Source organism: Photobacterium toruni, assembly GCF_024529955.1.
In the GTDB taxonomy this organism is placed as follows: Bacteria; Pseudomonadota; Gammaproteobacteria; order Enterobacterales; family Vibrionaceae; genus Photobacterium; species Photobacterium toruni.
In genome coordinates, this window is the sequence record NZ_AP024854.1 from 66,046 (window position 1) to 78,774 (window position 12,729).

Genomic DNA, 12,729 nt, shown 5'->3' on the forward strand with positions numbered 1-12,729 from the left:
AGAATTAAAAAGGTTATTTTCTTTTTTGTGGTGGTGGGTGTTTTCCGCCGTACAACTGGTTATACTAGCAAAAATCATTCTCATTAAGTCAATATCAGCAATCCTGATGTGACTTGGTTTAGCTACAGGTAGTCGCTATGAAATACAAGGATCTACGTGACTTTATTGCCTATTTAGAGCAACAAGGGCAATTACAGCGTATTCAACAGCCAGTCGATCCGAATCAGGAAATGACTGAGATTTGCGATCGCACTTTGCGGGCTGGTGGGCCAGCATTGTTGTTTGAAAATCCTGTAGGTTACAACATGCCAGTGTTGGCCAATTTGTTTGGTACCCCTCAACGAGTGGCGATGGGAATGGGGCGTGATAATGTTAAGCAATTACGCGAAGTGGGCGAATGGCTAGCCTATTTAAAAGAGCCTGAGCCGCCGCATGGCTTGCGAGATGCGATTAATAAAATTCCGGTGTTTAAGCAAGTGCTTAATATGCCAACTAAGGTACTTCGTAAAGCGGCTTGCCAACAAATTATATGGCAGGGTGACGAGGTTGATTTAGATAAAATTCCAGTGATGAGTTGCTGGCCTGATGATGTGGCACCGCTGCTGACATGGGGTCTAACTATTACTCGAGGTCCAAATAAAAAGCGCCAAAATTTAGGCATATATCGCCAACAAAAAATCGCTAAGAATAAAGTGATTATGCGTTGGCTCGCTCATCGTGGTGGCGCGTTAGATATGCGTGAATGGTGTGAAGCCCATCCTGGAGAAAAATTTCCGGTAACAGTGGCATTTGGCGCTGATCCTGCGACAGTACTTGGCGCGGTTACACCTGTGCCTGATACGCTATCTGAATACGCCTTTGCCGGATTATTACGTGGTAGTCGTACGGAAGTAGTGAAAAGTATCAGCAATGATTTACAAGTGCCAGCCAGTGCTGAAATAGTCATGGAAGGCTATATCGACCCTGAAGAATACGCCGATGAGGGGCCTTATGGCGATCATACTGGTTATTACAATGAGGTTGAACGGCACCATGTGTTTACTATCACTCATATCACCATGCGTAACGATCCCATTTATCACAGTACTTATACCGGTCGTCCACCGGATGAACCAGCAGTACTTGGAGTCGCGTTAAACGAAGTGTTTGTGCCTATTTTGCATAAACAGTTTCCTGAGATTGTCGATTTTTACTTGCCGCCAGAAGGGTGTTCTTACCGTATGGCGGTGGTGACAATGAAGAAGCAATACCCTGGTCATGCTAAACGGGTAATGATGGGAGTGTGGTCGTTTTTACGCCAGTTTATGTACACTAAATTTGTGATTGTGTGTGATGATGATGTCAATGCACGTGATTGGCACAATGTGATCAATGCGATGACAACGCGCATGGATCCGGTTCGAGATACATTACTAATTGAAAACACCCCGATTGATTCACTGGACTTTGCCTCTCCGGTGGTGGGATTAGGCTCAAAAATGGGGATTGATGCCACCATTAAATGGCCAGCAGAGTTAGCAAATACCGCAGCGACATCGCTAGGATTAAAGCCTGCTGAGTATGATATTGAAGCTGAATTAACCGCTTTGCGTCAGCAATTTCCTGCGATCATTGATTGTTATTTACCGCCACAAGCCGCTGATCACAGCATGGCAATCGTGAGTATCAATAAAACCGTTGCCGGTGAAGCTCTACACATTATAACCGCAGTATTGGCTTTGTTGAATACATTCACCGATGCTAAATTTGTGATCGTGTGCGATGGCGACGTCAATGTTCGTGATTGGAATGATGTGATTTGGGCTATTACAACCCGAATGGATCCAAGTCGTGATACGGTATTAATTGCTGCGACCACAGAGCGTTGCTCAAAGATTGGTTTTGATGCCACCAATAAAATGGGGACTGAAACTCAACGAGAATGGGGCACTCCGATAGTTAAAGATCCGCAGATTGTGGCGCGCGTTGATGCGATATGGGCACAATTAGCGCTTGATCAGTAAGCTTTCATGGTTATGTTTAGTAACAATCAATAAGCGGATATTTTTATGTTTCAGGGGCAAAATATACTCCTGAATTGAGAGTTTTTTATGTACCAAGTACGCCTGTTGCCCAATAACATTACGTTTACTGCCGATGCGCAACAAACAGTATTACAAGCAGCGCTCAACGCAGGTATTACTTTCCCTAATCGCTGCCAAGTAGGTGCTTGTGCGATGTGTATGTGTCGTAAACAACAAGGTCAAATAAGCTATGAGCTTGAACCGATGTTGACGCCACAAGAGCAGGAGCAAGGCTGGATTTTTGCTTGTCTGGCGAGGGTGGAAAGTGACTTGGTGTTATCGTTAGACTAGAGGAAAACCATGTCTATCCAATGTGAAGTAAAGTCAGTTGAACCGTTGGCGTGTAATACATACCGTATTTTATTAAAGCCATTACAGGCCCTCGATTTTAAAGCGGGTCAATACTTATTAGCCGTCATGGGCGAGCAAGATAAACGTCCCTTTTCGATTGCTAGCAGCCCTTGTCGTCAAGGTGAACTTGAACTTCATATTGGTGCTGCAGAGCATAATGCTTATGCGCTAGAAGTTGTTGAAACAATGAGACGTGCATTAAGTGAACACCAAACCGTCACGGTTGAAGCGGCTCATGGTGAAGCTTGGTTACGTCATGAAAGTCAGCGTCCATTGTTGATGATCGCGGGAGGGACTGGGTTCTCTTATATTCGAAGTATGGTTGATAACTGTATTAGTCGTGGTTTAACCCAACCGATTTTTATTTATTGGGGGGGGCGTGATGTGTGCCAGCTGTATGCGAATGATGAAATGCAAGCATTGGCACAACAATACCCTAATATTAGCTATGTACCTGTTGTTGAAACGGCGACTGAAGCTTGGCAAGGTAAAGTGGGTAATGTGTTAGATGCGGTTGCTGACGATTTTGTGAGTTTATCGGCTTATGATCTTTATGTTTGTGGGCGCTTTGAAATGGCAGGGGCTGCACGAGAGCGTTTCTGCACAGAAAAAGGTGCATTACGAGAGCATATGTTTGCTGATGCATTTGCATTTATTTAATCCTGATTAAACAGGTTAAAAAAGGCGCGACTATCGCGCCTTTTTGGTGATTATATCGCGTCTATAACGATGAGTTTTGTGTCTGGCGTTGAGCTGTGACTTTATTTTTCACCCAAGTTTCGTTAAACCATAATGATGATAAAATAATTCCGCCACCAATAATTAACCGAGGATAATCGACATTATGATTCCAGATCACAATATTGACGATTAACCCTGCGGGCACTAGAGCATTATTCATGATCGCTAATGCGCCAGCATTGACTAATGTCGCGCCTTTATTCCAAATAAAATAGCCTACCCCTGAAGCAATCACACCAAGGTAAACTAAAATTCCCCATTGCAATGGCGTTGTTGGTAGTTTGGCACTATTACCAAACAATAAATACATTGGCACAGCGACACATACCGCCCCTAAATAAAACCAGCCAAATACGGTATGTTGCGGAATATCAGCCTGCTCTTGCTCAATAATACGTTTATAACCAACTTGTCCAATCGCAAAACACAGGTTTGCACCTTGAACAATGAAAAAGCCAATAATGAAGTGTTGATTGATTCCCTCAAATTTAATTACTGCCGCGCCAATTACAGCGATCACCGCACTTAATAGATACCAAGGTGAAAATTGTTTATGTAATGCATCATAAATAAGGGTGACATAAATGGGCGTGAAAATTGTAAATAATAGCACTTCTGGTACGGTTAAATACAAAAATGATTGATAGTAAAAACAATACATTAAGCCAAGTTGAAATGCGCCGACTACCATTAATTTAAGAGCAAGTTTTGGCTGTAGATGTTTGGTTCGTAAAAACGGCAAAAAAACGACAGCGGCCAAACACACACGGGTTAATACTGAAAACCAAGCATCAACTTGGCCTGCAAGATAAACGCCAATTAAGCTAAATGAAAATGCCCATAATAGGGTTATTATCGATAAGTATCGCATCGTAAAAAAAGCTGTATTGATAGAGGGTGACAGCAGTGTAACGAAATTGTGGCAGGAGGAATATGACAATTGCAATATGAAAGATAACGATACAGCAGCGATTATCATCACAACTGCTGTATCTATGATGCGATTATTTTAGCGGTACGATCAATAAATCAACTGGTGTACGACTAATTAGTTGACGTGTTGATGATAAAATTTTACTCCAGAAATCTTGATGATGACCACAGATAACTAAATCAACATTAAGATCTTTGATCGCACTGCAAATTTCTTCACTTAAATCGCCACTCCCGACTAAGGTGTGAGCAACAGGATAACCAGCATTACTTGCAAGCTCATGTAATCTATTTTGAGCATCGCTCTCAGCACGTTCGTGCATTTCTGCTAAGTTAATATCAATTAAACCCGTATAGAGATCAGCATAGTCAACATCGATGTGAACCAGTGATAGTTTTGCATCCAATGATTGTGCTAATTTGGCAGCTTTATTGACGAGATAGGCGCTGTCTTCAGAAAGATCGATAGCAGCGATAATATGTTTATAAACCATCACTTACATTCCATGACTATATAATGATGATCTATGTTAGCACTGGTATAGACTTAAAAATATCGATTAGATCGCATCTATAGGTTACGAAATGGTTAATTATTTTTCGTAATCATTGCATTATTTTTATTGTTATTTTAGTAGCTTATACTAGTAGATGTTCTCTTTCTAAGGACGTTTTGTCCATTTATTGCATTCTTAACAATGCACAGTGGCAATGTCTTGATTACACTTAAACAAACAGGAGTAGTGCTATGTTAGCCAAGGCAATGGTTGAAAATCTTAATGAGCAAATTAATTTAGAGTTCTTTTCTTCAAATTTATACCTGCAGATGAGCGCATGGTGTGAAGACAAAGGTTTTGAAGGTGCCGCTGCGTTCTTGCGTGTACATGCCGCTGAAGAGATGCAACATATGCAACGCTTGTTTACTTATGTGAGTGAAACTGGGGCGCTACCTATTTTAGGTACCATCGAAGCACCAAAACATCAGTTTGCTTCACTTGGTAATGTATTCCGTGAAACGTATGAACACGAACAACTGATCACTAAAAAAATTAATGAATTAGCGCATGTTGCATTTTCTACTCAAGATTATTCAACTTTTAATTTTTTACAGTGGTATGTATCAGAACAACACGAAGAAGAAAAACTATTTAAAGGTATTTTAGATAAACTTGAGTTAGTTGGTGAAGATGGTAAAGCACTCTTCTTTATTGATAAAGATTTAGCTGCGATGGCTAAAGGTGAATCTGTACCAACATCGGTAATGGACTCACAAGCTTAAGATGATTCTGGGGACGGAAATAAAACTTCGCCCCTTTGTCCCTATAAGCTCGTGATATATAAGAGGGGATAGCTATGATCAGTGGTGATGCACTTTTGGTTGCGATTTTTGTAGTAGCAACAGTTAATACTTGTCGATATATCAGTACACTACGCTCTTTATTGGTTGTAATGAGAGATTGTGATCCTTTGCTATATCAACAGGTTGATGGGCGCGGTTTTTTTTCATCTCAAGGTAATGTGAGTAAACAGATCCGCCTATTTCATTACATTCGTAGTCAGCAGTATAAGAAACATCACGATCCGTTATTTATGGCTAAGTGCATGAAAGTACGTAAATTGTTTGTACTAGCCAGTACTTTTATGATCACTTTTTTTGTGGCTATTTTCGCGGTGGCTTTTCTCGGACTTTAATCTCTGTATTGCAGTTTTAGGTGTCACTATTCTAGTGGCACTTTCTTTGTTGTATTCCCTTTCTGTATTATATGATTAATATCAATATAATAATAGATTATCAATGAAACCTCATTTTTATCTTCAGTATCGGAAATTCAATAGCTATGGATCAATTTTTAATCTGGCTGTCATCACTTGAAAAAGGCGCGTCTGTTCATTGGATGTATAACATTGGCCTGTTGCTACTGTTAAGTACATTATTATGGGGTGGGTGGTTATTACTTTCACGCCGATTAGCAACGATAGCAAATAAAACCCATCTAATTTGGGATGATGCTTTAATTGATGCGGTTCGAGCGCCAGTTTCATTATGTATTTGGGTATGGCCCGGATTGATGGCATTAGGGATCATGGTCGATAATATTACGACCTATTCCAGTGGTTTTTTAGCATCGCTACGCCATTTATTATTGATCGGGATCTTTATTTGGATTGTGATGCGGTTGATCACCAATATTGAACAGACCATTTTAGATAATCGCCCCCATCGTGATGCCACCACTGTTACCGCTATTTCAAAAATATTGCGCTTATTGGTAATGGTGCTGAGTAGTTTAATTGTAATGCAGAACTTCGGTTTGAGTTTGTCGGGGTTATTGACCTTTGGTGGAGTCGGTGGCTTAGTTGTTGGTATGGCCGCTAAGGATCTACTGGCAAATTTCTTTGGTGGAATGATGATTTATTTTGATCGCCCGTTTAAGGTGGGTGATTGGATCCGTAGCCCTGATCGCCAAATAGAAGGTACGATCGAACGGATTGGATTTCGAATGACAGTGATCCGTACCTTTGATAAGCGCCCACTGTATGTGCCAAACTCAGTCTTTAGTTCTGTAGTGGTTGAGAATGCTTCACGAATGCAGAACCGACGAATAAAACAAAGTGTCGGTTTGCGTTACTGCGATGCGGCAGTTGTGGATCTGGTGGTTGATGATATTAAAATCATGCTTCAAAACCATGCTGATATTGAAACGCGTCAAACCTTGATCGTCAGTTTTGATACTTATGGACCATCGTCATTGAATATCTTGGTATACACCTTTACTAAAACTGTTGATTGGGTTAAATACAAAGCAGTACAACAAGATGTGATGCTGAAGATTGTTAAGATTGTGCATGCGCATGGGGCTGACTTTGCGTTCCCAACAACGACGTTAGATATGCCCACCGCTGCGGTTACGGCATTAACGGCTATTGATAATCGTCAACAAGCTTGATTTTAATCGAATAAATCATAGGGATTGGATTACGGTTGGTATTGGGCTTAGAGGCAGGTAAAATAACAACAATAGAAAAAGGATGCTAACTATTAGCATCCTTTTTGCGTTTATTTAGTGACATTTAAGGCTGATTGAAATCCATGGCAAACAAATATGATGTAGTAATTATTGGTGCAGGTGCTGCCGGCTTAATGTGTGCCGCTACGGCTGGTAAGCGCGGACGTTCAGTGCTGGTGCTTGATCACGGTAAAAAGCCGGGTCGTAAAATCTTAATCTCAGGTGGCGGTCGTTGTAACTTCACCAATAATGATGTTGCTGCTCATAATTATGTTTGCCGTAATCCTCATTTTGTTAAATCTGCATTGTCACAATATAGTCAGTGGGATTTTATTGGCTTAGTGTGTCAACACGGCATTGATTATGAAGAGCGTGAGCATGGGCAATTGTTTTGTCTCGACTCAGCGAAAGACATTGTCAAAATGTTGGTGGCAGAATGTGATTTACCTAATATCAGTTTACGTTATCAAACTGATATTAGTACTATCACCCAACGAGAGACAGGCTTTAGTTTAAATGTAAATGGTGAAACGATCAGTTGTGAATCGCTGGTGGTGGCGACAGGGGGCTTGTCGATGCCTAAATTGGGTGCAACCCCATTAGGTTATCAAATTGCCGAGCAGTTTGGCTTAAAAATGGTGTCAACCACTGCAGGTTTAGTACCATTTACCTTACATAAGCAAGATAAAGACGCTTTTGAAGAATTATCGGGCATCGCTGTACCCGCCGTGATTACGACTGAGGATGGTACTAGCTTTAAAGAGAATTTATTATTTACTCATCGTGGTTTATCGGGCCCTGTCGTTCTACAAATTTCATCGTATTGGTTACCAGGACAAAAGGTGAGTATTGATTTGTTGCCAATGCTTAATTTAGCTGAAACCTTAATTGAATTACGTGAGCAGCATCCAAATCAGAGCCTTAAAAACACCTTATCGCGGCTGCTACCTAAGCGTTTAATTGAAGTGTTAATTACGCGTGGTGATATTACCGATAAACCGTTAAAACAGCTTAATCATAAAGAATTTGAGCAGTTAGCAGCCTATTTCCATCAATGGAATATTGCGCCTAATGGTACTGAAGGTTACCGCACTGCAGAAGTAACCTTAGGTGGGGTTGATACTGATGAGTTGTCATCAAAAACGATGGAATCTAAAAAGATCTCTGGATTATTTTTTGCTGGTGAAGTGATGGATGTTAGTGGCTGGCTCGGCGGTTATAATTTCCAGTGGGCATGGAGTTCTGGTTATGTTGCGGGTCAAAATGTGTGATTTTTAAGCGATAAAGTGGATGATTTAAACGTTAAAAAGATTCAAAATTTATCCAAAACGCTGTTTATTTATCGATATTACTTGGTTTTATATAAAATATTTCCAAGTAATATCATTGCGTTAGGTTTTATTTGATGTTTTTAGGAAAATAAATCTTTACAATAATAGCTAACCACATAATAATGATGTCGCTCTGTTGTTCGGAGTTATTAATGAAAACGTCAAGTAAAAGAAAAACCCTCAGAATATCTTCGTTAGTGTCGCATTCCTTAGTGTTTCCCTTAGCTTCATAGTCACATTCAATAATTCAAGCTTTCAGTGCATCGTGATATAATCGCGATAAATCTTATGAATTTTAATCCAATATTAAGGGACACATTATGTCTACTACTGGTATCGTTAAGTGGTTCAACGAAGAGAAAGGTTTCGGTTTCATTACTCAAGACAATGGCGGTGCTGACGTATTCGTTCACTTCCGTGCAATCGCTTCTGAAGGTTTCAAAACTCTTGCTGAAGGCCAAAAAGTGTCTTTTGAAGTAGAGCAAGGCCAAAAAGGTCTTCAAGCTGCAAACGTTGTAGCTTTATAATATTTTAAGTCGACGTAAATGGTCGCTGTACCATTTACGTCACTTTTAAGCATATATATTTTAACTGAAAATTTATTTATACAATATCATCGAAATATAAAACACTTCCAACATCTGCATCTGTATTTGTCGTTACGTTCCTTATTTTCTTCGTTACATTATTATAAATAGCATTTTAATACTTAATCCGCATAAATGATTTTAGATGATTCTTATCATCTGAATATTATTATTGTAAATAAAAACTGAGGATACTTATGTCTCGTTCATTAGGCCGTAAACGATTTTGGTTTCAACAAAATCGTCAAGAAACACCTGTAAATTTAAATGAAAAACAAGAGGTTAAACAATGATAGTAAATTTTAATTTAGTAAAAGAACAGCGCGCTTGGAGTGCTAATATTCACCAGTTAAACAGTGATATATTAAAACGACATATTCTTATTAACGGTAATGTAGATAATTTTGATATATCATTTAGTTACTGTGAAAAAACAGCGGCAGGTAATATAACGAATAGCAATAATAAAGTAATTGGTAATTTCTATATTTCTTATTAATACCTCAGGGGATTTAATTAAGAAATGATTTTAATTAAATGTCTTCTCTCGCCAAATGACATTATTTAATTACTCTATAAGTATTAACGACATATTATAATAATTCGGTACTATTATAATGATGATGTGCGTATTGTTACTTGTAAATATTATCATTTCAGATTATTGCACTATGCGATAATTTAATCATATTCAAATTAAGAAATACCCAATCACCACCAAAAACAATCAGTGTTGTTACATGGTTTAACGAAGGACAAGGTTTTGAGTTTATAACTCAAGATAGCGGCGGTGTAGATGTATTTCTTCACATCCATACTATCGCTTCAGAAGGTCTTAAGACATTGTTTGACGGTTAGAAAGTTTGAGTAATGCCAAAGGGGCTGCAAGCTGTAACCGTAGTAGTGCTATAATTTGATGGATTATCGTTGATAAAATGCTGGCTAAGGCCGGCATTTTTTATGGCTATAATTTGAGATGCTGTATTTATACTGTATGTCATTGTTATTATATTAATGAGTGGCTTATCTTTTAAATTGCAATGGTATAAGTTTAGGTTCAGCTTTGATGAGTATTCTATTGCCGTTAACCTTGTTGTTAACCCTTAATTTCGACGTGTAGATAAAAAAACAAAGCTGCAAGGAAGCAGCAATAAAACCGCCAGCTACCTGTTTTCCCTTCCACTTCTACTCTATTTACTCTGTGGTATGTTACTGCTTGTTTATATCACCCGCTTTATCTCTCGTTTCTTTATGTACCTTGTTAGTCTTTATATCGTGACGGATTATTTGTAAGTAAAAAAAATCCCCACTCAAAGAGCAGGGATTTAAGACAGTCACGTTATCGATTTAATCGATTATAGTGCGTCTTTTTTGATACAAAGAACGTGGTATTTACCGTCTTCGATTTCAGCGCCTTCAGTTTCGTGTTCGAAACCAGGGAATTCTGCATCCCATGCTTCTAGTGCTTTCAAGTACTGGATTTGAGGACTTGTATCATCACCGAAGTTTTCGCCACCCATTAGCATTGGAATGCCTGGTGGGTAAGGAATAACAGAGTTCGCTGCAACACGACCAACAAGCTTGTCAGAAGGTACTAGCTCTACTTCATCAGATACAACGAACTGGTAAGCAGTACGTGGTTTCACTTCCATTTCTGGAAGGCTTGAGTAAGCGTGGTTCAGTACTTGGCTTGGGTTATGACGTACTAGGTATTCAAACATCTTGTTACCAAGATCTTTAAGGCCAAGACCGCGGTAAACTTCTGGTGCAGAGGCTACTAGCTCAGGCAGTAATGTTTCGATATCTGCGTTTGCATCGTAGTGACGCTTGAATGACAACAATGTGTTGATCAATGTGTCACGCTTACCTTTAGTAATACCCATTGAGAATAGGAACATTACTTGGAAGTCAGTAGTACGTGTTGGAACGATACCGAAACGACCTAGGTATGCTGTTACAAGTGCTGCTGGAACACCTGTTTCTAGGAAGTTACCGTTGTCGTCAAGACCCGGAGTTAGCAAGCTAACTTTGATTGGATCAAGCATACACCAGTCATTGTCGATTTCGTCAAAGCCGTGCCACTTGTCACCAGGAGTCAATTTCCAGTTCTGTTGGATAGTCATTAGAGACTCAACAGAAGCGTCTTCGAAATTAACTTTGTCACCGTTCATTTCGGTAACAGTTTCAGCGTTCCAAGGCTTGAAGAACCAATCGTTTTCAGCCGTGTAATCGTTGAATAGTTGACGCATGTTTTGACGGAAGATGATCGCTTCGCGGTTAACTTCGTTAGTTAGCGATAGACCACTTTCGCCTTTCATCATGTTCGCAGCAACATCGTTAGACGCACAGATTGCGTATAGTGGTGATGTTGAAGTGTGCATCATGTAAGCTTGGTTGAAACGATCGAAGTTAATCGCGTTTTCACCGTTACGTACGTGAATGTATGATGCTTGAGACAATGCATTCAATAACTTGTGCGTTGAGTGAGTTGCAAATACTGTAGGACCTGTGTGGTCTTTAGCATCGCCACGCATTGCGAAGTGACCCTTGTAGATAGGGTTAAAACGTGCGTAACCAAACCAAGCTTCATCCATGTGAATACGGCTAGAGCTTTCGCCTAGTAGCGCTTCAGTCACTTCTGAGTGGTAACATAAACCGTCGTAAGTACAGTTAGTTACTACAGCGTAGCTTGCTTTTTTCTCATCAGCGTTGAAGGGAATGCCCGCATTTTTCGCTTTAAGCGCAATGCCTTCTTTGCTCATTTGAACTTTGCTGATTGGACCGATGATACCGTAGCAGTTACGGCTAGGCACCATGTAGATTGGACGCGCGCCAGTTAGGATCAGACCTTGCTCGATTGATTTGTGACAGTTACGGTCACAGATAGCAATGTCATCATCTTTCATACATGCTTGCATGATAGTACGGTTTGAACCTGAAGTACCTACGATACCAGAGTAAGACTGGTGAGCACCGAAGATCTTAGCCGCTTCAACTTCTGAATCTTTAAATGCGCCACTGTGGTCAAGTAATGAGCCTAGTGCAGCACGTTCGATACCCATATCGGTACGGAACAAGTTTTCGCCGAAGAATTCAAAGAATTGGTTACCAGCAGGGGTCTTAGTAAAACCGATACCACCTTGGTGACCTGGTGCAGACCATGAGTACTCATGGATGTCGTTGTAGTGCATCATCGCTTTCATAAACGGTGGTAGCACTTGTGCACGGTAACGACGCATAGAAGCAACGATACGGCCAGCAACGAAATCAGCAGTATCTTCTAGTACTGAGTAACACTCATCAACACGTTCCATTAACTGGCGGTTGTTAAGAATAGAGGTACGAGCGCGTTCTGCTAGTAGAAATACTGGCACTTCAGATTGACGTGCTTGTAGTGCTGCTAACAAATCAACTTCTTCGTGAGAGTTAACGATTTGCTCTTCAGTTTTTTCTAGTGCTAATACTAGGCTGTCGATTTGAGAAGACAGAATAACTGCGCGTGCATCTTCGTAAGAAGTTGCAGTGATGATTTCGATAGAGCGATTTTGTAGTTCAGCAACGAGTGACTTAGTTGCACGATCTGCAAAGCTGTTTGGCGTAATATTTTGGTGCTCAATAACGAGAGCACGCATTTTATTATTAGTACTATTGTTGTTCATAATAATGCCTGAATAAAATAATTAGTGGCAGATGTGTTTTACCGCAACATAGATTT

13 protein-coding genes are annotated in these 12,729 nt (G+C 40.1%); 10 read left to right on the top strand and 3 right to left on the bottom strand.

Translation table 11 applies throughout. The annotated features are described in order from the left end of the window. Nucleotides 1-137: 137 nt before the first annotated feature. The 3 genes from ubiD to fre all read left to right on the top strand — a co-directional run bounded on the left by ubiD (nt 138) and on the right by fre (nt 3,074). Nucleotides 138-2,003 carry a 4-hydroxy-3-polyprenylbenzoate decarboxylase gene (gene ubiD, locus OC457_RS00290; protein WP_080174242.1) on the top strand — a complete coding sequence of 622 codons (1,866 nt, stop codon included), beginning with the start codon at nt 138-140 and terminating at the stop codon, nt 2,001-2,003. Nucleotides 2,004-2,090: 87 nt separating this feature from the next. Continuing rightward, entirely contained in the window at nt 2,091-2,354 is a 264-nt protein-coding gene (locus OC457_RS00295; protein ID WP_080174243.1) for a 2Fe-2S iron-sulfur cluster-binding protein, read from the top strand. Nucleotides 2,355-2,363: 9 nt separating this feature from the next. Continuing rightward, nucleotides 2,364-3,074 (top strand): NAD(P)H-flavin reductase, encoded by a 711-nt coding sequence (gene fre / locus OC457_RS00300; protein ID WP_080174244.1) that lies wholly within the window; start codon nt 2,364-2,366, stop codon nt 3,072-3,074. Nucleotides 3,075-3,135: 61 nt separating this feature from the next. On the opposite strand, the gene OC457_RS00305 is transcribed toward fre, so the two are convergent. Together OC457_RS00305 and OC457_RS00310 are read right to left on the bottom strand one after the other, a co-directional pair. After that, the gene (locus OC457_RS00305) at nt 3,136-4,026 is read right to left on the bottom strand and encodes a carboxylate/amino acid/amine transporter (protein WP_080174245.1); all 891 of its coding nucleotides are present in this window, start codon (nt 4,024-4,026) and stop codon (nt 3,136-3,138) included. Nucleotides 4,027-4,159: 133 nt separating this feature from the next. Continuing rightward, nucleotides 4,160-4,582, bottom strand: coding sequence for a universal stress protein (locus OC457_RS00310; RefSeq protein ID WP_080174246.1), 423 nt, complete (start codon nt 4,580-4,582; stop codon nt 4,160-4,162). Between the two features lie 254 nt (nt 4,583-4,836). On the opposite strand from OC457_RS00310, the gene ftnA reads away from it, so the two are divergent. From ftnA to OC457_RS20900, 7 genes are all read left to right on the top strand, one after another. Continuing rightward, nucleotides 4,837-5,367 (top strand): non-heme ferritin, encoded by a 531-nt coding sequence (ftnA, locus tag OC457_RS00315; protein ID WP_080174247.1) that lies wholly within the window; start codon nt 4,837-4,839, stop codon nt 5,365-5,367. Nucleotides 5,368-5,441: 74 nt separating this feature from the next. After that, nucleotides 5,442-5,780, top strand: coding sequence for a universal stress protein UspB (gene uspB, locus OC457_RS00320; RefSeq protein ID WP_036789200.1), 339 nt, complete (start codon nt 5,442-5,444; stop codon nt 5,778-5,780). Nucleotides 5,781-5,926: 146 nt separating this feature from the next. Beyond that, complete coding sequence (locus OC457_RS00325) at nt 5,927-7,036, top strand: mechanosensitive ion channel family protein (RefSeq protein ID WP_080174248.1); 1,110 nt, start codon at nt 5,927-5,929, stop codon at nt 7,034-7,036. 143 nt (nt 7,037-7,179) lie between these two features. Beyond that, a complete protein-coding gene (locus OC457_RS00330; protein ID WP_080174249.1) occupies nt 7,180-8,367 on the top strand; it encodes a BaiN/RdsA family NAD(P)/FAD-dependent oxidoreductase in 1,188 nt (395 codons plus the stop codon). A gap of 380 nt (nt 8,368-8,747) precedes the next feature. Then, nucleotides 8,748-8,954, top strand: coding sequence for a transcription antiterminator/RNA stability regulator CspE (gene cspE / locus OC457_RS00335; RefSeq protein ID WP_036789206.1), 207 nt, complete (start codon nt 8,748-8,750; stop codon nt 8,952-8,954). Between the two features lie 349 nt (nt 8,955-9,303). Next, nucleotides 9,304-9,513 carry a hypothetical protein gene (locus OC457_RS00340; protein ID WP_080174251.1) on the top strand — a complete coding sequence of 70 codons (210 nt, stop codon included), beginning with the start codon at nt 9,304-9,306 and terminating at the stop codon, nt 9,511-9,513. Between the two features lie 272 nt (nt 9,514-9,785). Next, nucleotides 9,786-9,872: a hypothetical protein gene (locus OC457_RS20900; protein WP_390948843.1), complete on the top strand. Its 87-nt coding sequence runs from the start codon at nt 9,786-9,788 to the stop codon at nt 9,870-9,872. A gap of 497 nt (nt 9,873-10,369) precedes the next feature. On the opposite strand, the gene adiA is transcribed toward OC457_RS20900, so the two are convergent. Further along, nucleotides 10,370-12,673 carry an arginine decarboxylase gene (adiA, locus tag OC457_RS00350; protein ID WP_080174252.1) on the bottom strand — a complete coding sequence of 768 codons (2,304 nt, stop codon included), beginning with the start codon at nt 12,671-12,673 and terminating at the stop codon, nt 10,370-10,372. Nucleotides 12,674-12,729: the final 56 nt, after the last annotated feature.